Origin of the sequence: Variovorax sp., from assembly GCF_965279555.1 — a bacterium.
Classification (GTDB): domain Bacteria; phylum Pseudomonadota; class Gammaproteobacteria; order Burkholderiales; family Burkholderiaceae_C; genus Variovorax.
Window position 1 is genome coordinate 5,755,899 of sequence record NZ_OZ257247.1, and the last position, 19,459, is coordinate 5,775,357.

A 19,459-nucleotide genomic window follows, 5' to 3' on the forward strand; every position below is an offset into this window, starting at 1 on the left:
CGTGTTCACCAGTTGCCCGAGGCGCCGCCGCCGCCGAAGTTGCCGCCGCCGCCGGAGCTGAAACCACCGCCTCCGCCCCCGCCGCCACCGCCACCGCCGAAGCCGCCGCCGCCAAGACCACCGCCCCAGCCGCCGCCACCCCCGCCCGGCCTTGCGGCGCCCGCGACCAGCGAAAACACCAGCGCCACCAGGCCGGCGATCACCGCGATGGCGATGCTGGCGGTGATGAAGAACACGATCACGCCCACGCCGCCGCCCACCGCCATCGTGCCCAGCTTCTTGCCGAGGATGGAGCGCGCGATGGGCGCACCGATGAACACGCCCACGAACAGGAAGATCGCGAGGTTCTCCCAGTCGAAGCCGCCCCGGCTGGAGCCGTCCGTGTCCTGCACCGGTGCCGGCAGCGGCTCGCCGTCGACCAGCCCGATGATCCGGTCGACCGCCGCGTTCAGCCCGCCGGAGAAGTCGTTGTTGCGAAAGCGCGGCTTCATCTCCTCGTCGATGATGCGGCTGGCCGCGAGATCGGGCACCACCCCTTCGAGCGTCTTGGCGGGCGCGATGCGCATGCGGCGGTCGTTCTTGGCCACGACCACCAGCAGGCCGTCGCCCACGCCCTTGCGGCCTATCTTCCAGGTGTCGCCCACGCGCTGGGTGTAGCTCTCGATGTCCTCGGGCGCGGTGGTCGGCACCATCAGCACCACGATCTGCGAGCCCTTGCGCTGCTCGAAGGCGGCGAGCTTGGTCTCGAGGCCGCTGCGCTGCGGGCCGTCGAGTGTGCCGGTCTGGTCGATCACGCGTGCGGTGAGCGCGGGCACCGGCAGCAGCCCTTGCTGCGCCAGCGCGGGCAGCCCGGTCCAGGCCAGCACCGTGAGAACGACGGCCGCCAGGGCGCGGCGGAGCAGCAGTGCGGCGACAGCCATCGGGTGCGGCTTTTCGTTACTTCTTGGGGTTACTGAAATCGACCGTTGGCGGTACAGAGATCTGCGCCTCGTTCTGCACCGTGAAGGTCGGCTTCGGCGCGTAGCTGAAGATCTTGGCGGTGATGTTGGTCGGGAAGCTGCGCGCGAGCACGTTGTACTCCTGCACGGTCTCGATGTAGCGGTTGCGCGCCACGGTGATGCGGTTCTCGGTGCCCTCGAGCGTCACGCGCAGGTCGCGGAAGGCCTGGTTGGCCTTGAGGTCGGGGTAGCGCTCCGACACCGCCATCAGCCGCGACAGCGCGGAAGACAGCTCGCCCTGCGCCTGCTGGAACTTGGCGAAGGCCTCGGGGTTGTTCAGCGTCTCGGGCGTGACCTGGATCGAGGTGGCCTTGGCGCGGGCCTCGACCACCTTGGTGAGCGTGTCCTGCTCGAAGGAAGCCTCTCCCTTGACGGTGGCGACGATGTTGGGCACCAGGTCGGCGCGGCGCTGGTACTGGTTGAGCACCTCGCTCCAGGCCGACTTGCTGGCCTCGTCGAGGGACTGGAACTGGTTGTAGCCGCAGCCGCTCAGGGACACGACCGCCGCAAGGATCAGGAACCAGCGCTTCATCATCATTTGCATTACCTCCGCAGAAGAGGCGGAAGTTAGCATAGATGCCCCATGGCCCCAGACCCGCTCCACGCCCTCCAGGCCGCGAACCGCGCGGCATTGCCCGTGGCGTCGGCCGCGTTCGGCACATTGCTGATCGCAGGCGCGACCGGCGCACTGGGCGCCGAACTGCTGCGGCGGCTGGCGGGCAGCCATCGCCATGCCCACACCCGCGTGCTGGCGCGCGAGCCGATCCGCGACGGGGTGCGCGGCGTGGAAGCCTGCCTGAGCCCGGCACGGCCGATCGCGCAATGGCCGCTCACCTCGGCGCACACCGCCATCATCGCGTTCGACCCGCCGCGCCTGTACCACGACCGCGAGCGCGCGCTGTGGGTGCCCGAGCCGTCCGACCTGCCGGAGCTGGCCCGCTGGCTGCGCGCCTGCGGCGTGCAGACGCTGGCCATCGTGCAGCCGCACGACCAGGGCCGGCTGCCCGAGGCGCTGAAGCGCGGCCTCGCCAGCCTCGACGAGCAGGCGGTGGTGGCCAACGGCTTCGAGCGAGTGATCCTCGTGCGCTCGGCGCGCAAGCCGGCCGATGCGAAGCTCGTCAATCCCTTCGAACGGGTGGCCGCGTGGATGCTGTCCATCGTGCGCTTCATGGTGCCGAGCAGCGAACAGCCGGTGCGCGCTTCGAAGGTGGCGGAACTGGTCGACATCGCCTTGCGCATCGCGCCGCCGGGCGTGCACGTGGCCGCGCCGGAGTTGGTGTGGCGCGCGTCTCAGGGCGACATGGAAGGCGAGGCGCGCCGCTGGCTGGGCGCGCCGGCCTAGGCTGGCGCGGTTATTCGCGCCACTTGCGCAGCAGCTCGGCCGAATCCATCACCAGCCCCAGGTGCAGCGACACCATCGCCAGCGCCGCGCTTTCCAGATGCGCGTCGGTGCCTCGCACCAGGTCGCGCAGCACGATCACGCGGTAGTTGTGGTTGTTGGCGTCGAAGGCGGTGTTGAGCACGCAGCAGTCGGTGAAGCCGCCGTCGAGCACCACCGTCTCGATGCGCTGGTTGCGCAGCAGAAAGTCGAGGTCGGTCGGATAGAACGCCGAGAGCCGGCGCTTGGTGTCCACGCGCATGTCGCCGGGCTTCACGCGCGTGACCCACTCGGTCCACTTCGAGCCCTCGATGGCATGCGCGTCGGCATTCGGAATCTCGCCCACGTGCAGCGGAAAGGTGCGCCGCCATGCGGCCGGAATGCCGCGCGTGTCGTCCTCGCCGCCGGGCCGCAGCACCGACCTGATGTGCACGATGCGCACGCCCAGCGCGCGCACTTCGTCATGGAAGCTGTCGATGGGCGCCACGACGTCGCGTGCGCGCGGCGCGGGGCAGGGGCAGTCGGGGTCGTCGTCGAGATGGCCCCGGTGCATGTCGATGGAGACCACGGCCGTGGTGGCCGGGTTCAGGTAGTCGGCGAACTGCGCCGCGTCCAGCTCGCGCTCCTCGTTGTAGACCCAGGCCTTCATCGGCGTTCTTCCCGCACATAGGGTTGGCCCAGCGCGCCGGGCTCTTCATCGGCGCCGCGCCGGGAGAGCGCGACCCACACCATCACGCCCAGCGTCACCGCATAGGGCGTCATCATCACGAAATACTGCGGCAGCTGCACGCCGGCGGCGGCCAGTTGGGGAATCAGCGCCTCGATGCAGCCGAACAGCAGCGCGCCCACCAGCGCCTTCCAGGGCGACCAGCGCGCGAAGATGACCAGGCCCACGGCGATCCAGCCGCGCCCGCCGGTCATGTCCGCGATCCACAGCTTGGTGCTGACCACCGAGATGTACGCACCCGCCAGCCCCACCAGCGCCGAGCCCGCGAGCACCGCCGCGAAGCGCCATGCCGCCACGCGGATGCCGGCGGCGTCGGCGGCCTGCGGGTTCTCGCCCACCGCGCGCAGCCGCAGGCCGGTGGAGGTGCGCGCGAAGAACCACGCCACCGCGCCGAAGATCGGCAGCGTGAGCCACACCATCGCGTTCTGCTCGAACAGCTTGCCCACGCCCGGCAGCATCGACAGCGGCCACAGCGCCATCGCACCGATGCCTTCGGTGGCATGGTTGGTCCAGTCGGCCATGGAGCCGACCAGCGCGGTGAGCCCCTGGCAGAAGAACACCAGCGCGAGTCCGGCAATCACCTGGTTCACGCGCAGCCAGATCACCATCACCGCGAACAGCACCGACACCACGCTGGCCGCGAGCATGGCCAGCACCAGCGACACCGCCGGCTGCCCGATGGCGATCTGCGCGCCGATGCCGGCCAGCGCGCCGACCAGCATCAGCCCCTCGGCGCCGAGCGCGAGCACGCCCGCGCGCTCGCAGATGATGAGACCGAGCGCAGCGAGCGCATAGGGCACCGCGAAGTCGGGCGTGCTCGCGAGCCAGTTCAGCACGATGCCGCCGTTCATCGAAAAGCCTCCGCGCCCACGCGGCGCAGCCTGTGGCGAATGAAGAAATCGCTCGACGCCACGCACACCACGATGATGGCCTGTATGAGCTGCACCATCGAGAACGGCACCTGGTAGAACACCTGCAGGCTGCGCCCGGTGACGAACAGCGCCGCCACCAGCAGCGCCACCACCGTGGCCGCCAGCGGGTTGTTGCGCGCAAGGAAGGCAATGAGGATGCCGGAGAAACCGTAGCCCTGATAGAAGGCCTGCGTGAGCCGGCCTTCCTGCCCCGCCGCGACGGCGAAGCCAGCGAGCCCGGCCATCGCACCCGACAGCAGCACCGCGCCATAGATGGTGCGCCGCACCGGCACGCCGTTGGCATGCGCGACGCGCGGGTTGGCGTCGACGAAGCGCAGGTACAGGCCCGCGCGGCTCACGCTCACCAGCCACCATGCGAGCAGCGCGACCACGCCCGCCAGCAGGATCGAGCTGCCCACGCCGCCGCCGAGTTCGGGCAGCCGCTCGAACGCGCGGAACTGCGGCGAATAGGGAAAGTTGTCCTTCGGATCTTTCCAGCTTCCGTAGACCAGGTGCAGCAGGAAGTTGGCCGCCATGTAGTTGAGCATCAGCGTCGAGATGATCTCGTTCACGCCCAGCTTCAGCTTGAGCCACGCCGGGCCCAGCACCCACAGCAGGCCGCAGCCGACGGCAGCGACGAACATCAGCGGCAGGCGCAGGTTCTCGGGGCCGATCTGCCACATCGACACTGCCGTGGCGCCGATGGCGCCCCAGATCATCTGGCCCTCGAGCCCGAGGTTCCAGAAGCGCGCGCGGAACGCGATGGCGCCGGCCAGGCCGACGAGGATCATCGGCGCGGCCTGGAACAGCACCGCACGGAAGTTCTGGCCGTCGAAGAAGGTCTGCGTGACGAACTCGTTGGCCAGTTCGTCGGCTGGCACACCGGCCGCCACCAGGATGGCGGCGGAGATGGCAAAGCCCACCAGCAGCGCGGCCGCGAGGATCAGCGCCTGCCAGCGCCATGCCATGTGCTGGCGGATCTCGAGCGCATAGCGGCGGCGCGCTAGCGGCTGGGGTTGCGGCGGTTTTGCCGCGATGGTCTTCGGTGCGCGTGCCATGTCTGCGGAGAGGGATGCTTCAACCATGGTCCACCATCGCCTGTCCAATCGCCTGCCGGTCGGCGGGCTGCGCGAACTCGCCGGCGATGCGCCCTCGCGTCATCACGCCCACGCGGTCGGCGAGCTGCAGCACCTCGTCGAGGTCTTCGCTGATCAGCAATACGGCTGCGCCGCCGTCGCGTGCCGCGCGCAGCCGCGCATGTACCTCGGCGCTGGCGCGCACGTCGAGGCCGCGGCTCGGGCTGTGCGCGAGCACCAGCGTCGGCGACTTGCCGAACTCGCGCGCCAGCACCAGCTTCTGCGCATTGCCGCCCGACAGCAGCGCCGCCTTCTGCGCGACAGAGCGCACGCCCTGCACGTCGAAGGCGCGCACCGCTTCCTGCGTGTCTGCCTGGATGCGGCCCCGTCGCAGCCGCCACACGGGGCCGTAGCGGCCGGCGTGCACGCGGCCGATGGCGTAGTTCTCCGCCACCGACAGGCCGCCCGCGAGTGCCAGGCCGTAGCGGTCGGCCGGAATCGCGGCAATGCCGATGCCGCGCCGCGCGGATGCGGCCATCGTCTTCAGGTCGCCGTGGCCTTCGAGCCTGATCTCGCCTTCGGTGGCTTCGCCCGGCAGGCCCATGATGGCGCCCGCCAGTTCGCCTTGCCCGTTGCCGCCCACGCCTGCAAGACCGTAGATCTCACCGGCATGCAGCTCCAGGTCGACACCGTCGAGCACCCGCCGGCCTTCGGGCGAAGCAGGCGTGCGCAGCCCGCGTACCGTCAGCCGCACCGGGCCGCGCGATGCAGCCGGCGCCTGGAATCCCTGGGCGGCGATCGACTCGCCCACCGTGAGCTTCACCAGCTCGGCGGTCGTGGCCTCGGCCGGCTTCAGCGTGGCCACGGTGCGTCCGCCGCGCATCACAGTCACGCGGTCGGCATAGGTCTTCACGTCGGCCATCTTGTGCGTGACCAGCACCACCGCGGCACCCTTGCGCGCCAGCCCCTGGACCGTCTGCAGCAGGCGCGCGGCTTCCTGGTCGGTCAGCACGGCGGTGGGCTCGTCGAGGATCAGGATGCGCGCGCCCGCGAGCAGTACCTTGAGGATCTCCACGCGCTGCTGCTCGGCAATCGACAGCGCATCGACACGCTTCGACGGATCGATGTCGAAGCCCAGCTCCGAGGCCTTGTTGCGGATGTCGCGCTCTATCTCGCGCAGCCTTTCGCCGTGGCTCTGGAAGCCGACAGGCGGCGGCGCGGTGAGCAGGATGTTCTGCGCCACGGTGAACGGCCGCACCAGCTTGAAATGCTGGTGGACCATGCCGATGCGCTGCCTGGCCGCATCGCGCGGACCCGCGAAGCGCACCGCGTTGTCGTCCACCAGCAGTTGGCCTGCCTCGGGCGCATAGAGCCCGGCCGCGATGTTCATTAGCGACGACTTGCCCGCGCCGTTCTCGCCCAGCAGCGCATGCACCTCGCCCCAGCGCGCGGTGAAGTGGGCGTCGGTCAGCGCCGCGAAGCCGTCGAAAGACTTGCGGATGCCGGTGAGTTCCAGCGCATTGGGCATGGCGGTCTTCCTGCTGGGCCTACTTCTGCGTGACCACGCCCTTGACGAACCAGTCCATCTTCCAGAGGTCGGCATCGGACAGCACTGCGCCCTTGGCGACACGCTCCTTGCCGTCGCGGTCGGCGAGCGGGCCGGCGTAGATCTGCTTGCCCTTCATGATCGCATCGCGCTCGGCGGTGATGAGAGCGGCCTTGTCCTTGGGCACTGCCGGGCCGAAGCCGGCGATGTCGGTGCCGCCGTCCTTCATCTCGATGAAGGCACCGTAGGGTTCGGGCTTCCAGTTGCCGGCCATGATCTTCTTGAGCTCCGGCGTGAGGAAGCGGTCCCACACCCACACCGACGAGCACAGCGTGGCCTTGGGCGCGAACTGGCGCAGGTCGCGGTGGTGGCCGGTGCCGTACACGCCGCGCTCCTGCGCCACGATCTGCGGCGTGGGGCTGTCGACGTGCTGGCCGATCACGTCGGCGCCCTGGTCGATCAGCGCGGCGGCGGCGGCGCGTTCTTTCACCGGGTCGTTCCAGGCGCCGGTGTAGATCACGTTGACGGTGGCGTTCGGGTTCATCTTCTGCGCGCCCAGCGCAAAGGCGTTGATGGTCCAGTTCACCACGCCGAAGGGGTTGGCCGCGACGAAGCCGAGCTTGCCGGTCTTCGAAGCCGCGCCGGCGGCCATGCCGCAGAGGTACTGGCTCTCGTAGGTGCGGCCGTAGAACGATTCGAGGTTGCTGCCGTTGGTGGTGCCCGAGCCGTTGAGGAACGCTACGTTGGGGTACTTGGCGGCCAGGTCCTTGAAGCTGTCGGAGTATCCGAAGGCGGTGCCGATCACGATGTTGGCGCCGCGCTGGATGAACTTCTCCGCGGCGGGCTTGATGGCCGATGCGTCTTCGGGAACGTTCTCGACGAACTGGATCTTCTGGCCGATTTCCTTTTCGATCTTCACGCGGGCTTCGTCGAAGGCCTGCGTCCAGCCGCCGTCGTTCTTGGGGCCGAAGTAGAGCATCGCGATCTTCGGCTTGTCCTTGAGCGTGAAGCCGTCGGCCGCAGCGGCGGGCAGCGTGGTGAAGAGCGCGCCGCCGGCTGCGAGGGTCATGGCAAGCCCGAGGACGGGGCCGTGGGAGAAAGTGCGCAGCATGAAGCAACCTTTCGTGAGGAGCATGGGAAGAGAGAAGGGGAGGAAGAAGGCTGCGTGCGGCTACATCATGAAGTTGATGCGGAACACGTTGCCTTCGGGGTCGAGCAGCACCGACTGGTACCAGTTGTAGTAAGTGACGTAAGGCGCCTTCACCAGCGTGGCGCCGGCCTCCAGCGCGACGGGCACCATGCGGTCGACGTCGGCCTGGCTGTCGACGTCGATGTTCAGCAGGAACTTGACGCCGCGCGTGTCGGAGAACTCGCTCAGGTGCAGCAGCTCATAGGCGTCGAGCGCGTTGAAGCCGAGGCTCGATTTGCCGGTGTCGAGGCCGCGGAAGATGGGGGAGCGGATGGCTTCTATCTCTTGGAAGCCGAACACGCGCTGGTAGAAGTCGCTTAGCGCGACCACGTCTTTGGCGAAGACGTTGACGTAGGAGAGGTGGGCCATGTTGCTTATTGCACGGTTGCTGGGGTTCTTGTTCGGGGCGCGTGCACAGGCCATCGGGTACTCCCCTCCGCGAATGTCCCCCGGCCTGCGGCCTCCTCCTTTATTTCGCTGCGGGGAGCACCCGACGCCCTGCGCACAGGGCACGCTGCTGGTGCTCGGCTGATCACCAACTGCTCTGCGTAACGCTCACGACGGCGGGGTGCCTTGCGCAGCGAATGCGAAGGGACTTCCCCAATCCTGAGACGGTGTCCAGGCACCAAGATTGACGTTGTGGAAGTCAACCTATACGGAAAGGGGAAGTCATGACGGAGATTACACAAGCCTCGATCGCCCGGGTAGGGGTTGATCTGTCCAAGCGTGTTTACCAGGTGCATGCGGTGGATCGAGCGGGCACGCGAGTACTGGCCAAAGCGATGTCGCCAGATCGCTTCTTCGCGTGGTGCGCCAGCTTGCTTGCGGGCTGCATGGTGGCAATGGAGGCGTGCGGCGGTGCGCATCACACGGCCCGCAGGCTGAGACTGCTGGGGCTGGATGCCCGGCTCATCGCGTGCCATCTGGTCACGCCATACCGCATGGCCGGCAAGAGCGGCAAGAACGACGCCAACGACGCTGCCGCGATCTGCGAGGCCGCCAGCCGACCGCACATGCGCTTCGTTGCGGTCAAGAGCGCCGAGCAGCAGGCTCACCTGGTGGTGCACCGGTTGCGTGAAGGCTACAAGAAGGAGCGCACCGCCTGCATCAACCAGATCCGTGGCTTGCTCACCGAGTTCGGCTTGGTATTTGCGCAGAGCCCCGAGAAGCTGCGTGCAGTTCTGCCCCAAGTCCTGGAGGATGCGAGCAACGAGCTGCCCGGCATCGTGCGCCTGGCTCTGCAGCGCGCACATGAGCACTGGATCGCGCTGGACAAAGAACTGCAGTGGTGTGACGAGCGCATCGCCGCGCACGTGCAAAAGGACGACAACGCCCGGAAAGCAGCAACGTTGATCGGCATCGGGCCGATCACTGCCAGTGCGTTGGTGGCCAGCGTGGGTGACTTCAAGCAGTTCGACAACGCGCACCAGTTCGGCGCCTGGTTGGGGCTGACGCCCAGTCAGCATTCCAGCGGCGGCAAGGCCAATCTGGGACGCATCACCAAACGCGGTGACGAGTACTTGCGAACCTTGCTGATCCAGGGCGCCAAGTCGGCCGTGTTCAGCGCGGCCAAACGCAGCGACCCGATCAGCCGATGGTTGCTGGCGCTCACGGCGCGCTCGGGCTGGCAGAAGGCCGCCGTCGCACTGGCCAACAAGAACGCGCGCATCCTGTGGGCCATGCTCACGCGCGGAACCGCGTTCGATGCGCACCATGTGCCACAGTTGCCCACTGCGCGACAAGCACCAGACAAAGCCGTGGCGGTGCCCGCGATGTAGCCATTTACTCATTCGCTCTTTCCAGTTGTTCAACCAGGACGTACGCATCGAAGATGCTCCACAGGTCAGACCGGCAGCAGGGGAACTCGTTTTATTTCGTGTGGCACTTGACCACGTGCGGCGAATGGAGTCCTGCTGAGCGGCTCGTATCTGGGGCCTCGGCCATAAGCCGACACAAGCCCGTCTGTAGATGTGCAGTCTGTCCATTCGTGGTGACCTCTTCTCTCACCGTGCGCTTGCTTTGAACGACGACGAAGACCGATTGTCAGGAACAGAAAAACCCATGAACAGTTGTTGACGTGGCGGGAAGTCCCTGTAGAAATAAAGGAGGAGCCCGAAGGGCGGGGGACATTCGCGGAGCAAGGTACCCCGTCGGCGTGAGCGCGCCCCGAAGAACAGCGGTAAGTCATCTCAGGCCACCGCCTTGGTACCGCCAAAGGTCGTCTGCTTGACGAACTTCGAGGTCAGGTGATCGCCCGAGGAAATAGGCGCGTACTTGGCGACCTCGCCCGGTGCGAGACAGCTCGGCAGGCACTCGACCATCGCGTCGTAGTTCGGCTGATGGAAAAACACCAGCGACTGGCGGCGGTTGGTGCTCGCCACTTCGAACGGCGGGTTGATCACGCGGTGCAGCGTGGACACCCACTGGTCGTTGGTCCACTGCATCATCAGGTCGGCGATGTTGACGACCAGCCCGCCCTCGACTTGCGGCACGTCGACCCACTGGCCTGCCTTGTTGAACACCTGCAAGCCCTTGTCGTCGGGCAGCACGATGGTGAGGCTGCCGTAGTCGCTGTGCGCGCCCGCGCGCAACTGCCCCGGCAGCGGCTGCTCGCGCTGCGGCGGATAGCTCAGCACGCGGAACATGCTGATGTGCTCGTCGATCTTGTCGTCGAAGAAAGTCTCCGGCAGCGAAAGGCCGAGCGCGAAGATGCGCATCAGCGAGCGCGAGAGATCGCTCATGGCCTCGAAGTAGCTTTCGTAGGCTTCACGGAAACCGTCGATGGGCGGCCAGCTGTTGGGCTCGAAGTGCGGGCCGGCGGCGGGGCCACGGTGGTAGTCGTCGTCGGGCACGTTCGACGGGCCGATGGAGAACGACTCCTTCAGGTCGCCGGGTGCCGCCTCTTCGAGGCTGTACGACAGCCCCTCTTCGCCGACCGCGCTGTAGCCGCGCACCGCGTCTTCGCGCGGCCGGTCGACCTTGCGCTTCTCGGCCAGCGGCATGTCGAAGAACTTGCGCGAGAGCGACGACACGCGCTCTATCAGCCCGGGCGAGATGCCGTGGTTGGTGATGACGAGAAAGCCGATGCTTCGGCAGGCTTCGTCGACTTTTCTCGCAACCGCTGACTTGCCTTCGGCGGTGCCGTTGAAGTAAGGCGCGAGATCGATGATGGGAACGGACAGCAGGGTCATGGCGGCTTCCTCATTCAGTCAGTCATGCGTTCGTGCATGCGTTGGCATGCCTTTCGCCATGCAACGTCTGTGCCAGTTGGACCAAATGGACAAATCGCATTCGCCGCGTCAGCATGGTGCGCAACAGCGGCCTGTGGCGCCGGTTGCGACGCAATGCGATGCACAGTGGCCTTACAGTGGTGCGCCGTTTGAAAATCGATGAACGTGAAGAGAAGAGCGAGGGAAGATGCCTAAGACCAAGGCGCTGGCCGCAGCCAGCAGCAGTACCGACAAACCGGCGCGCAAGCGTGCCAAGCCGGCCGTGCGCAGTGCGTCGGCCGTGAACCGGCGGCTGCGCCAGATAGAGGACAAGCGCAGCGCGATCCTCGGCGCGGCGCTGGGGCTGTTCTCGCGCTTCGGCCTGCATGGCACGTCGATCGACCAGGTGGCGGCACGCGCCGATGTGTCGAAGAGCAACCTGCTCTATTACTTCGCGAACAAGGAGGAGCTGTACGTCAACGTGCTGCGCGACCTGCTCGCCCTGTGGCTCGAACCGCTGCGCGGCTTCAGCGCAGAGCAGGACCCGGCGGAGGCGATTGGCGGGTACATCCGCCGCAAGCTGGTGGTGTCGCGCGACCGGCCCGATGCGTCGCGGCTGTTCTGCCTTGAAATGATCCAGGGCGCGCCGCTGCTGCGCGACGAACTGGACCGCGAGCTGCGCAAGCTGGTGGAGAAGAAGTCGGAAGTGATCCGCGCCTGGGTCGAGGCCGGCAAGCTGGCGCCGGTCGATCCGCATCACCTGATCTTCGCGCTGTGGGCGGTGACGCAGCACTATGCGGATTTCGGCGTGCAGGTGCAGGCGCTGACGGGGCACACGCTGGAAGATGCGGCGTTCTTCGAAGAGACGGTGGAGAACGTTCAGCGCATAGTGCTGCAGGGCATTGCGCCGCGCTGAGTCTTGCCTTGCTCCCTCCCCCTCTGGGGGAGGGTTGGGGTGGGGGCAAGCAGCTTGTCCATCGAGCGCTCTGCCTGCCCCCATCCCAGCGTTCCCCCAAAGGGGGAAGGAGCAATTCAGTGCTGCGGCGGCGCCGCGATTTCGTGATAGCGCCGGTCGAAGTAGATCAAGCCCTGCGGCGCACCACCGATCGCAATCGCCACCGCCTCGCAGAACAGCACGTCGTGCGTGCCTGCACTCGTCGCGTGCACCACGCGGCAGTCGAAGGACACGGCTGCATCGTCGAGCATCGGCGAGCCGGTGGTCTTGCGGCTCCAGCGGCCGGCGGCGAAGCGTTCGTCCATCGGCGTCCTGCCGCCGAACAACGCAGACAGCGACTGGTGGCCGGCGGCCAGCACGTTCACGCACAGCACGCCGTTGGCCTTGAACGCCGGGTACACGGAAGCGGACCGGTTCAGGCACACCAGCAGTGTCGGCGGCTCGTCGGTCACGCTGCACACAGCCGATGCGGTGAAGCCGGCGCGGCCTGCCGGGCCGTCGGTGGTGATGATGTTCACCGCCGCGCCCAGCCGCGCCATCGCGTTGCGGTAGTCGGCCTTCTGCAAGCCCGGAGGCAGGCTGGCGGGGTTCGATGACGAAGAGGCGTGGGAGGCCATGGCATTCAACATGGAGAGTGACTCCTTCAGGCCAGCACGCAGGCTTCGTCGAAGGGCAGCCGCGGCAGGCGGCCGAACACCTTCGACGCATCGCCGTGGCCGAGGTTGATGAGGAAATTGACGGTCCAGTCGGTGCCCTCGAAAAAAGCCGCATCGACTTTCGCCTTGTCGAAGCCCGACATCGGGCCGGCGTCCAGGCCCACCGCGCGCGCGGCCAGCAGGAGGTAGCCGGCCTGCAGGCTCGCGTTGCGGAAGGCCGTTTCGTGCGCGGCCTCGGGGCTGCCCGTGAACCAGCTGCGCGCGTCGGCATGCGGGAACAGCGTGGGCAGCTTGTCGTAGAACTTGCGGTCCCACGCGGCGATGACGGTGACGGGTGCGCTCATGGTCTTGTCAAGGTTGCCCTTCGACAGTGCGGGCGCGAGGCGCTGCTTGCCTTCGGGCGTTCGCACGAACACGAAGCGCGCGGGGGAGCAGTTGGCAGAGGTCGGGCCCAGGCTCGCGAGCGAATAGATCTGCTGCAGTTGCGCGTCGGTAACGGGCTCGTCGGTCCAGCCGTTGTGGCTGCGTGCGGCGGTGAACAGCAGCGACAGCGCTGCGTCGTCGAGTGTGGATGCAAGTGTGGTCATGCTGGAACTGCAGGTGCGGTGACCCGCGAAAGAAAGTCGAGCAGGCTGCGGTTGAAGGCTGGGGCCTCGGTCACGCTATGGGCGTGGCCGCCATGCGGCATGAAGTCGAGCGTGACGTCGCCCAGGCCATCGGCCAGGCGCTGGGAGCAGGTCCAGGGCACGAGTGCGTCGTCCTTGGCCGCGGCCACCAATGCGGGAGCGGCGATGTCGCCCAGGCGTGCATCGATGTCGAAGGCGCGCAAGGCGGCGATGCGCGCGCGCATGTTGGCCTCCCCGGGAAAATGGGCGAAGGCGTGATCGACTTCGTCGGCCACGCGCTGTGCGTGTTCGGCGGCCCAGGCTGCGGGGTAGAGAAAGATCGGCTGTGCTTCCACGTAGGCGCGCGGGCCGCATGCGCCGAGCAGCGCGAGCCGTGCATCGAAGCAGCGCGCCGAATGCGGGTTGGGCTTCGACCATGCGTTGATGAGAACGAGGCTCGCAATGCGCGAGGGTGCATCCAGCGCGAGCTGCAAGCCCACGAGGCCGCCGAGCGCATGGCCCGCGAAGTGGCACCGCGAAGTGTTCGTGGCGTCGAGGATCTCCAGCACGTCCTGCGCCATGTCCTCGATGGCATAGGCAGCGGGCAACGTGCCGGGGCTGCGGCCCGTGCCGCGCTGGTCGTAGGCAATGACCCGGTGCCCGGCTGCGATCAGCGCGCCGAGCTGCGGTTGCCAGAAACCGGCCGAGCCACCGAGGCCCGACGACAGCAGCACGGTGGCGGGTGCGTCGGACGGCCCGTGCACCTCGTAGTGCAGCGAACGCATGCGGCGCCTCAGGCCTTGTTGCCGATGTGCGCGATCGAGGCGATCTCGATCAGCGCATCGGGCTTCACCAGGCCGCACTGGATGCAGTACCGCGCGGGCTTGGTGCCGGGAAAGAACTCGGCGTACACCGCGTTGATCTTTGCGTAGTCGGCCCAGTCCTTGAGCATGATCTGGTTGAAGGTCACGTCGTCCATGGTGCCGCCAGCGGCCTCGACCACGCCCTTGATGATGGTGAGCACATGCCTTGCCTGCGCGCTCGCGTCGCCGACGTGCACCACGTTGTTGTCCTTGTCGAAGGGCAGCGTGCCCGACACGTAGAGCACGCCGTCGGCGAGCGTGCCGGGAACATAGGGGGCGAGCGGCACGCCGGTGCCGGGAGGGATGATGGCTTGCTTGGGCATTGGGGAACTCCTTGAAGGTGAATCAGGCGATGGCCGCTTCGGCCGCTGCGGGTTGGGAAACGGCTTGCGGCGCGAAGGTGGCGCAGAACTGGTCCACGCTGGAGACCCACCCGAAGAAGGTCTCGACGTTGTAGACCGATGCCTTCTGGATCGCCGGGCCGCCGAGTTCGTGCGTGGCGTCTTCCAGCATCACGGCGAAGTACTCGAGGTGGAAAGCGTCTCGCAGCGTCGACTCCACGCACACGTTGGTCGCGATGCCGGTGAAGGCCAGGTGCCGGATGCCGCGTGCGCGCAAGGTGCTGTCGAGCGTGCTGTTGAAGAAGCCGCTGTAGCGCGTCTTGGGCACGACGATGTCGCCGGGCAGAGGCTTCATCTGGTCGATGAGTTCGTAGTCCCAGCCGCCCTTGGCGAGGAACTTGCCCTGCAGCTCGGGCCTGGCGCGCATGGTCTTGAGCGCGTTCGACTTGTGCCAGTTGGGCGAGCCGGGGCCGCCGGCTTCCACGTATGCGGCGTCCCAGCCGTTCTGCAGGAACACGACCAGCATGCCGGCCGCGCGCGCCGCGGCAATGGCGCGCACGATGTTGGCGATGGTGCCCTGCGCGCCGGAGATGTCGAAGCCGGCCGAGTCGACATAACCGCCGATCGACGCATAGGCGTTCTGCATGTCGACGACGATGAGCGCCGAATCGCTGGCGTGCATCGCAAGCGGCTCGGGGCGTGCCGGCAGCACCAGCGGTGCGGGTGTGCCGGGCAGGCGGGGTGCGCCGACGGGCGTGGTCGAGGTGAGGGTGGTGTTGCGTGCGGGTGCGGTCACGTTGGTGCTCCTGTTCAGGCCGCGAGGCGCTCGGGCTCGACCTGCGAGGGCACGGGGCTCTGCACGTGCGCGCGGCTCTTCATGAGCGGCTGGATGCGCTCGCCGAAGGCTTCCACGCCTTGCACGAAGTCGTCGAAGGTCAGCAGCACGCCTTCGGTGCCGGGCACCTCGGCCACTTCGTCGAGCATGCGCGCCACGCTTGCGTACGAACCCACCAGCGTGCCCATGTTGATGTTCACGGCCGAGGTCGGGTCGGCCATCTGGCGCACGTTGGTGTCGGCGCCCGACTTGGTGTCGGCCGCGCCCTGCTGGCCCAGCCATGCAATTGCTTCGTGGTCGGCGCCGGCCTTGTAGTGCTCCCACTTGGCGCGCGCAGCTTCGTCGGTCTCGTCGGCAATCACCATCATCAGCACGTAGGTGGTGACGTGGCGGCCGGTCTTCGCGGTGGCCTCGATGAGCTTCTGGGCCGCGGGCGCGAAGGCCTTGGGCGTGTTCACGCCCTTGCCGAAGCAGAAGTTGTAGTCGGCGTACCTGGCGGAGAACTCCATGCCCGCGTCGCTCTGGCCGGCGCAGATCACCTTCATGTCGGCCTGCGGCTGCGGGCTCATGCGGCAGTCGTCCATCTTGAAATGCTCGCCCTTGAAGTCCGACTGGCCGGTGCCCCAGAGGTCGCGCAGCACCTGGATGTATTCGCTGAGGTACTGGTAGCGCGTGCCGAAGAACTGGTCGCCGGGCCACATGCCCATCTGCGAGTACTCGGGCCGCTGCCAGCCGGTGACGAGGTTCAGGCCGAAGCGACCGTTGGAGATGGAGTCGATGGTCGACGACATGCGCGCGACGATGGCCGGCGGCATGACCAGCGATGCTGCCGTAGCAAACAGCTTGATCTTGCTGGTGACGGCCGCGAGGCCGGCCATGAGCGTGAACGACTCCAGGTTGTGGTCCCAGAACTCCGTCTTGCCGCCGAAGCCGCGCAGCTTGATCATGGACAGCGCGAAGTCGACGCCGTAGCGCTCGGCCTTCAGCGTGATCTGCTTGTTGAGCTCGAAGCTGGGCTTGTACTGGGGGGCGTTTTCGGAAAGCAGCCAGCCGTTGTTGCCGATGGGAATGAAGATGCCGACGTTCATGGAAGGACTCCTGTTGCGTGATTGCGCAGCTCCTTGCATGCGGCGTGCCAGCTGGATAAGTTGTTATTAATCAATGGCTTGGGAGAATTCTTCGTCTTGTGTTTGACCATTTGGTCCAAAACGGAGCAGGCGATTCGCCAGGATTGCGGCACCGCGGTGCGGCCCGTGCCAAAGCGGTGCAGTCCCCTCGTCACCGACGGCGCGGCAGAATCACGCCATGCCCAAGACTCCACTCCGCGCCGCCGCGGCCATCGGCGGCACTGCCGACGACGTCGAAGCGGCCTTCTACGAAGCGCTGCAACGCGGCGACATCGATGCGCTGATGGCCTGCTGGGCCGACGAGGACGAGGTGTTCTGCGTGCACCCCGGCGGCCCGCGGCTGGTGGGCGCGGCCGCGATCCGCGCCGCCTTCGAGCAGATGTTCGGCAACGGCGCCATCCATGCCACGCCCGCGCGGGTGCGCAAGATCGAATCGCTCGCCAGCGCCGTGCACAACGTGCTGGAGCGCATCGAGGTGCTCACGGCCGAGGGCCCGCGACACGCCTTCGTGCTGGCCACCAACGTCTATCACAAGACCGCGCAGGGCTGGCGGCTGGTGGCGCACCATGCGAGCCCCGGCAGCGCGCGCGAACCCGACGACGCCAACGATCCGCCCCAGACCCTGCATTGATAGATGCCGTCCTTCGTTCCTTCCGCGCCTTCCTCTTCTTCTTCAGGCCCCTCGCCCTTCACGGCCATGGGCTACATGGCGCCGCGCTGGCTGCCCGGCGGCAACCTGCAGACGATCTGGCCCGCGCTCTATGCACGTCGCTTCGACGGGCCGGCGCCGGTCTACCGGCGTGAGCGCTGGCAGACGCCCGACGGCGACTTCATCGACGTCGACTTCGTCGATGCGCCCCGGCAGCAGGCGCCGCTGCTGGTGCTGTTCCACGGCCTGGAGGGTTCATCGCGCAGCCATTACGCCGAAGCCTTTGCCGCATTCGCCGCATCGCAGGGCATGGCCTTCGCGGTGCCGCATTTCCGCGGCTGCAGCGGCGAGCTGAACCTGGCGCCACGCGCTTATCACTCGGGCGACTTCGAGGAGATCGGCTGGATCCTCACGCGCATGCGCGAACAGCATGCGGGCAAGTGCGGCGGCCCGGTGCTGGCCGCGGGCGTGTCGCTCGGCGGCAATGCGCTCATGCGATGGGCTTCGGAGGCCGGTGAAACGGCTGGCGGCGTGGTGAACGCGGTGGCCTCGGTGTGCGCGCCGCTCGACCTCGCGGCGGGTGGCGAAGCCATCGGCCGGGGCTTCAACAAGCTGGTCTACACGCGCATGTTCCTCGCGACCATGAAGCCCAAGGCCATGGCCAAGCTGGCGCAGTTCCCGGGCCTGTTCGACCGCGACCGCCTGCTGGCCGCGCGCGACCTCTACACCTTCGACGACATCTTCACCGCGCCCCTGCACGGCTTTCGCGACGCCGACGACTACTGGGCCCGGGGCTCGGCCAAGCCGCACCTGGCATCGATCCGCGTGCCCGCGCTGGTGGTGAACGCGCGCAACGACCCGTTCATTCCCGCCAGCAGCCTGCCGCTGCCCGGCGAGGTGGGTGCGCACGTCACGCTGTGGCAGCCCGCGCATGGCGGCCACGTGGGCTTTCCCATGGGGCTGCCGCCGGGGCATGTGCGCGGCATGCCCGAGCGCGTAGGCGGCTGGCTGGCCCGCCACGCCTGACGGCGAGCAAAATAGCTTTATGGATGACATCGTCAAACAGGCACTCGCCAAATGGCCCAACGTGCCTCACTGCTACGGCTGGCTCGGTCTGGACGCTCGCGGCAACTGGTACATGCGCGACGACCGCACGCAGGCCCAAGGCCCCTTTCCCTTGGCGAAGGGGTCGATGCTCAGGCACGACAAGCTGATCGAATTCATTCACCGCAACTACGAGCACGACGACGAGGGGCAGTGGTTCTTCCAGAACGGGCCGCAGCGCGTGTACGTGGAACTGGAGGCGGCGCCGCTGGTGTGGCGCGTGGCCGAGCAGGGCGACGGCTTCACGGTCACCGCGCACACCGGGCAGCCCGCCGAGGTGACTGGATGCCTCCTCGACGAGGACGGCAGGCTCTACCTCTCTTCGCCGATCGGGCTGGGGCTGGTGCACACGCAGGACGTCGGCATCGCGGCGGAGGCCATCGAACGCGGTCTCTGGACGCCGGAGGAAGTGCGTGCCGGGCAACTGCCCGGCCGCTTCAGGCACGTGTTGAGCCCGGCGCAACACCACGCCGAAGCCGCTGCTGCAGCAGAGACCGCACGCCCATGAAAAAAGCCGGCGCTGGGCCGGCTTCGTTCTCGAGACTAGGGTAAACGCCTAGTTGGCGGCGGGAGCGCTTGCCGCGGGTGCAGGGGCTGCTGCCGCTGCGGGGGCCGCAGGGGCTGCGGGTGCAGCGCCGGCTGCAGATGCTGCGGGAGCCGCTCCAGCAGCGCCTTCGGCGGCGGGTGCATCGGCGGAGGCGGCCGGGGCCGGGCGATCGGGCACCGGGAACTTGGCGCCGCCTGCATTGGCCATGTAGACCACGGCACGGCCCACTTCGAGGTCTTCGAAGTCGCCGCCGCCCTGGGCGGGCATGGCGCCCTTGCCCTTCAATGCATGTTCGAGAAGCGTGGCATAGCCCTGGCCGATGCGCGGGCCCCAGGCTGCGGCATCCTGGAAGTGCGGCGCACCGGGAATGCCGGGCGAGCCGTGGCAGGTGGCGCACTGGGCCTTGAAGACGGTCTCGCCGGTGGCCAGCGGACGGTTGGCGTCGCGGATCTCGATGGCGCCGACCTTCTTGAGACGTTCCGCCACTTCGCGGTCGCGCGCTTCCTTGGTCACGCCGTAGAGGGACATGTTGTCACCCTGCGCGGTGCCCGAGGGCTTGTCGCCCGAGACCACGTAGGAGACAAGACCCACGATGATCAGGATCGGGGCAATGAAGGAAAAAAATACCGCGAGAAGCAGCTGCTTCGGGTTCTTGATCGGCCCGGTGTGGGCTTCTTCTGTGGCCTGGTAATGCGGGTCTGCGCTCATTGGCGTCCTCAATATCGGGGGCTCGTCGGGGGGCT

22 protein-coding genes are annotated in these 19,459 nt (G+C 67.5%); 6 read left to right on the top strand and 16 right to left on the bottom strand.

Translation table 11 applies throughout. The annotated features are described in order from the left end of the window. Nucleotides 1-5: 5 nt before the first annotated feature. Nucleotides 6-920 (bottom strand): TPM domain-containing protein, encoded by a 915-nt coding sequence (locus ACQY8B_RS27120; RefSeq protein ID WP_422084738.1) that lies wholly within the window; start codon nt 918-920, stop codon nt 6-8. A gap of 16 nt (nt 921-936) precedes the next feature. After that, the gene (locus ACQY8B_RS27125; protein ID WP_422084739.1) at nt 937-1,536 is read right to left on the bottom strand and encodes a LemA family protein; all 600 of its coding nucleotides are present in this window, start codon (nt 1,534-1,536) and stop codon (nt 937-939) included. Nucleotides 1,537-1,581: 45 nt separating this feature from the next. On the opposite strand from ACQY8B_RS27125, the gene ACQY8B_RS27130 reads away from it, so the two are divergent. Beyond that, a complete protein-coding gene (locus tag ACQY8B_RS27130) occupies nt 1,582-2,340 on the top strand; it encodes a hypothetical protein (protein ID WP_422084740.1) in 759 nt (252 codons plus the stop codon). A gap of 10 nt (nt 2,341-2,350) precedes the next feature. Here the strand turns inward: ACQY8B_RS27130 and ACQY8B_RS27135 are convergent, their stop codons facing one another. The 6 genes from ACQY8B_RS27135 to ACQY8B_RS27160 all read right to left on the bottom strand — a co-directional run bounded on the left by ACQY8B_RS27135 (nt 2,351) and on the right by ACQY8B_RS27160 (nt 8,194). Further along, on the bottom strand, nt 2,351-3,025 hold the full coding sequence (locus ACQY8B_RS27135; RefSeq protein ID WP_422084741.1) for a cysteine hydrolase family protein: 675 nt from the start codon (nt 3,023-3,025) through the stop codon (nt 2,351-2,353). Further along, nucleotides 3,022-3,954, bottom strand: a complete 933-nt coding sequence (locus ACQY8B_RS27140) for an ABC transporter permease (RefSeq protein ID WP_422084742.1) — start codon at nt 3,952-3,954, stop codon at nt 3,022-3,024. Before ACQY8B_RS27140 ends, ACQY8B_RS27135 begins: the two co-directional genes overlap by 4 nt. After that, nucleotides 3,951-5,099, bottom strand: a complete 1,149-nt coding sequence (locus ACQY8B_RS27145) for an ABC transporter permease (protein ID WP_422084743.1) — start codon at nt 5,097-5,099, stop codon at nt 3,951-3,953. The genes ACQY8B_RS27140 and ACQY8B_RS27145 overlap by 4 nt, the downstream gene beginning before the upstream one ends. Next, a complete protein-coding gene (locus ACQY8B_RS27150) occupies nt 5,092-6,618 on the bottom strand; it encodes an ABC transporter ATP-binding protein (RefSeq protein ID WP_422084744.1) in 1,527 nt (508 codons plus the stop codon). Before ACQY8B_RS27150 ends, ACQY8B_RS27145 begins: the two co-directional genes overlap by 8 nt. A 19-nt stretch (nt 6,619-6,637) precedes the next feature. After that, nucleotides 6,638-7,705, bottom strand: a complete 1,068-nt coding sequence (locus ACQY8B_RS27155; RefSeq protein WP_422084745.1) for a BMP family ABC transporter substrate-binding protein — start codon at nt 7,703-7,705, stop codon at nt 6,638-6,640. Between the two features lie 102 nt (nt 7,706-7,807). Next, nucleotides 7,808-8,194, bottom strand: a complete 387-nt coding sequence (locus tag ACQY8B_RS27160) for a VOC family protein (protein WP_422084746.1) — start codon at nt 8,192-8,194, stop codon at nt 7,808-7,810. A 302-nt stretch (nt 8,195-8,496) separates the two neighbouring features. Between ACQY8B_RS27160 and ACQY8B_RS27165 the strand changes: the two genes are divergently transcribed. Beyond that, nucleotides 8,497-9,603 carry an IS110 family transposase gene (locus ACQY8B_RS27165; RefSeq protein ID WP_422084748.1) on the top strand — a complete coding sequence of 369 codons (1,107 nt, stop codon included), beginning with the start codon at nt 8,497-8,499 and terminating at the stop codon, nt 9,601-9,603. Nucleotides 9,604-10,014: 411 nt separating this feature from the next. Here the strand turns inward: ACQY8B_RS27165 and ACQY8B_RS27170 are convergent, their stop codons facing one another. Further along, nucleotides 10,015-11,016 carry an isopenicillin N synthase family dioxygenase gene (locus ACQY8B_RS27170; RefSeq protein WP_422084749.1) on the bottom strand — a complete coding sequence of 334 codons (1,002 nt, stop codon included), beginning with the start codon at nt 11,014-11,016 and terminating at the stop codon, nt 10,015-10,017. 226 nt (nt 11,017-11,242) lie between these two features. Between ACQY8B_RS27170 and rutR the strand changes: the two genes are divergently transcribed. Next, nucleotides 11,243-11,950, top strand: a complete 708-nt coding sequence (rutR, locus tag ACQY8B_RS27175) for an HTH-type transcriptional regulator RutR (RefSeq protein ID WP_422084750.1) — start codon at nt 11,243-11,245, stop codon at nt 11,948-11,950. 116 nt (nt 11,951-12,066) lie between these two features. Here rutR and rutF read toward each other — a convergent pair whose 3' ends face one another. The 6 genes from rutF to rutA are packed head-to-tail and all read right to left on the bottom strand — an operon-like array spanning nt 12,067 to nt 16,377. Beyond that, complete coding sequence (gene rutF / locus ACQY8B_RS27180; RefSeq protein WP_422084751.1) at nt 12,067-12,618, bottom strand: NADH-dependent FMN reductase RutF; 552 nt, start codon at nt 12,616-12,618, stop codon at nt 12,067-12,069. Nucleotides 12,619-12,632: 14 nt separating this feature from the next. Further along, nucleotides 12,633-13,232, bottom strand: coding sequence for a malonic semialdehyde reductase (locus tag ACQY8B_RS27185; RefSeq protein ID WP_422084752.1), 600 nt, complete (start codon nt 13,230-13,232; stop codon nt 12,633-12,635). After that, the gene (rutD, locus tag ACQY8B_RS27190) at nt 13,229-14,035 is read right to left on the bottom strand and encodes a pyrimidine utilization protein D (protein ID WP_422084753.1); all 807 of its coding nucleotides are present in this window, start codon (nt 14,033-14,035) and stop codon (nt 13,229-13,231) included. The genes ACQY8B_RS27185 and rutD overlap by 4 nt, the downstream gene beginning before the upstream one ends. A gap of 8 nt (nt 14,036-14,043) precedes the next feature. After that, the gene (gene rutC, locus ACQY8B_RS27195; protein WP_285413130.1) at nt 14,044-14,436 is read right to left on the bottom strand and encodes a pyrimidine utilization protein C; all 393 of its coding nucleotides are present in this window, start codon (nt 14,434-14,436) and stop codon (nt 14,044-14,046) included. A gap of 22 nt (nt 14,437-14,458) precedes the next feature. After that, complete coding sequence (rutB, locus tag ACQY8B_RS27200; protein ID WP_422084754.1) at nt 14,459-15,250, bottom strand: pyrimidine utilization protein B; 792 nt, start codon at nt 15,248-15,250, stop codon at nt 14,459-14,461. 14 nt (nt 15,251-15,264) lie between these two features. Further along, entirely contained in the window at nt 15,265-16,377 is a 1,113-nt protein-coding gene (gene rutA, locus ACQY8B_RS27205) for a pyrimidine utilization protein A (RefSeq protein ID WP_422084755.1), read from the bottom strand. A gap of 217 nt (nt 16,378-16,594) precedes the next feature. Here rutA and ACQY8B_RS27210 point away from each other — a divergent pair, with 217 nt between their 5' ends. From ACQY8B_RS27210 to ACQY8B_RS27220, 3 genes are all read left to right on the top strand, one after another. Next, complete coding sequence (locus tag ACQY8B_RS27210) at nt 16,595-17,047, top strand: YybH family protein (RefSeq protein WP_422084756.1); 453 nt, start codon at nt 16,595-16,597, stop codon at nt 17,045-17,047. A gap of 66 nt (nt 17,048-17,113) precedes the next feature. Continuing rightward, nucleotides 17,114-18,091: a YheT family hydrolase gene (locus ACQY8B_RS27215; RefSeq protein WP_422089119.1), complete on the top strand. Its 978-nt coding sequence runs from the start codon at nt 17,114-17,116 to the stop codon at nt 18,089-18,091. 19 nt (nt 18,092-18,110) lie between these two features. Further along, nucleotides 18,111-18,677 (top strand): DUF2946 family protein, encoded by a 567-nt coding sequence (locus ACQY8B_RS27220; RefSeq protein WP_422084757.1) that lies wholly within the window; start codon nt 18,111-18,113, stop codon nt 18,675-18,677. Nucleotides 18,678-18,725: 48 nt separating this feature from the next. Here the strand turns inward: ACQY8B_RS27220 and ACQY8B_RS27225 are convergent, their stop codons facing one another. Next, nucleotides 18,726-19,424 (bottom strand): c-type cytochrome, encoded by a 699-nt coding sequence (locus tag ACQY8B_RS27225; RefSeq protein ID WP_422084758.1) that lies wholly within the window; start codon nt 19,422-19,424, stop codon nt 18,726-18,728. Between the last annotated feature and the right edge of the window lie 35 nt (nt 19,425-19,459).

Coding starts and splice junctions, on each gene's coding strand:
- ACQY8B_RS27120 (WP_422084738.1), bottom strand. CDS start 920: ATGGCTGTCGCCGCACTGCTGCTCCGCCGCGCCCTGGCGGCCGTCGTT.
- ACQY8B_RS27125 (WP_422084739.1), bottom strand. CDS start 1,536: ATGATGATGAAGCGCTGGTTCCTGATCCTTGCGGCGGTCGTGTCCCTG.
- ACQY8B_RS27130 (WP_422084740.1), top strand. CDS start 1,582: ATGGCCCCAGACCCGCTCCACGCCCTCCAGGCCGCGAACCGCGCGGCA.
- ACQY8B_RS27135 (WP_422084741.1), bottom strand. CDS start 3,025: ATGAAGGCCTGGGTCTACAACGAGGAGCGCGAGCTGGACGCGGCGCAG.
- ACQY8B_RS27140 (WP_422084742.1), bottom strand. CDS start 3,954: ATGAACGGCGGCATCGTGCTGAACTGGCTCGCGAGCACGCCCGACTTC.
- ACQY8B_RS27145 (WP_422084743.1), bottom strand. CDS start 5,099: ATGGTTGAAGCATCCCTCTCCGCAGACATGGCACGCGCACCGAAGACC.
- ACQY8B_RS27150 (WP_422084744.1), bottom strand. CDS start 6,618: ATGCCCAATGCGCTGGAACTCACCGGCATCCGCAAGTCTTTCGACGGC.
- ACQY8B_RS27155 (WP_422084745.1), bottom strand. CDS start 7,705: ATGACCCTCGCAGCCGGCGGCGCGCTCTTCACCACGCTGCCCGCCGCT.
- ACQY8B_RS27160 (WP_422084746.1), bottom strand. CDS start 8,194: ATGGCCCACCTCTCCTACGTCAACGTCTTCGCCAAAGACGTGGTCGCG.
- ACQY8B_RS27165 (WP_422084748.1), top strand. CDS start 8,497: ATGACGGAGATTACACAAGCCTCGATCGCCCGGGTAGGGGTTGATCTG.
- ACQY8B_RS27170 (WP_422084749.1), bottom strand. CDS start 11,016: ATGACCCTGCTGTCCGTTCCCATCATCGATCTCGCGCCTTACTTCAAC.
- rutR (WP_422084750.1), top strand. CDS start 11,243: ATGCCTAAGACCAAGGCGCTGGCCGCAGCCAGCAGCAGTACCGACAAA.
- rutF (WP_422084751.1), bottom strand. CDS start 12,618: ATGTTGAATGCCATGGCCTCCCACGCCTCTTCGTCATCGAACCCCGCC.
- ACQY8B_RS27185 (WP_422084752.1), bottom strand. CDS start 13,232: ATGACCACACTTGCATCCACACTCGACGACGCAGCGCTGTCGCTGCTG.
- rutD (WP_422084753.1), bottom strand. CDS start 14,035: ATGCGTTCGCTGCACTACGAGGTGCACGGGCCGTCCGACGCACCCGCC.
- rutC (WP_285413130.1), bottom strand. CDS start 14,436: ATGCCCAAGCAAGCCATCATCCCTCCCGGCACCGGCGTGCCGCTCGCC.
- rutA (WP_422084755.1), bottom strand. CDS start 16,377: ATGAACGTCGGCATCTTCATTCCCATCGGCAACAACGGCTGGCTGCTT.
- ACQY8B_RS27210 (WP_422084756.1), top strand. CDS start 16,595: ATGCCCAAGACTCCACTCCGCGCCGCCGCGGCCATCGGCGGCACTGCC.
- ACQY8B_RS27215 (WP_422089119.1), top strand. CDS start 17,114: ATGGGCTACATGGCGCCGCGCTGGCTGCCCGGCGGCAACCTGCAGACG.
- ACQY8B_RS27220 (WP_422084757.1), top strand. CDS start 18,111: ATGGATGACATCGTCAAACAGGCACTCGCCAAATGGCCCAACGTGCCT.
- ACQY8B_RS27225 (WP_422084758.1), bottom strand. CDS start 19,424: ATGAGCGCAGACCCGCATTACCAGGCCACAGAAGAAGCCCACACCGGG.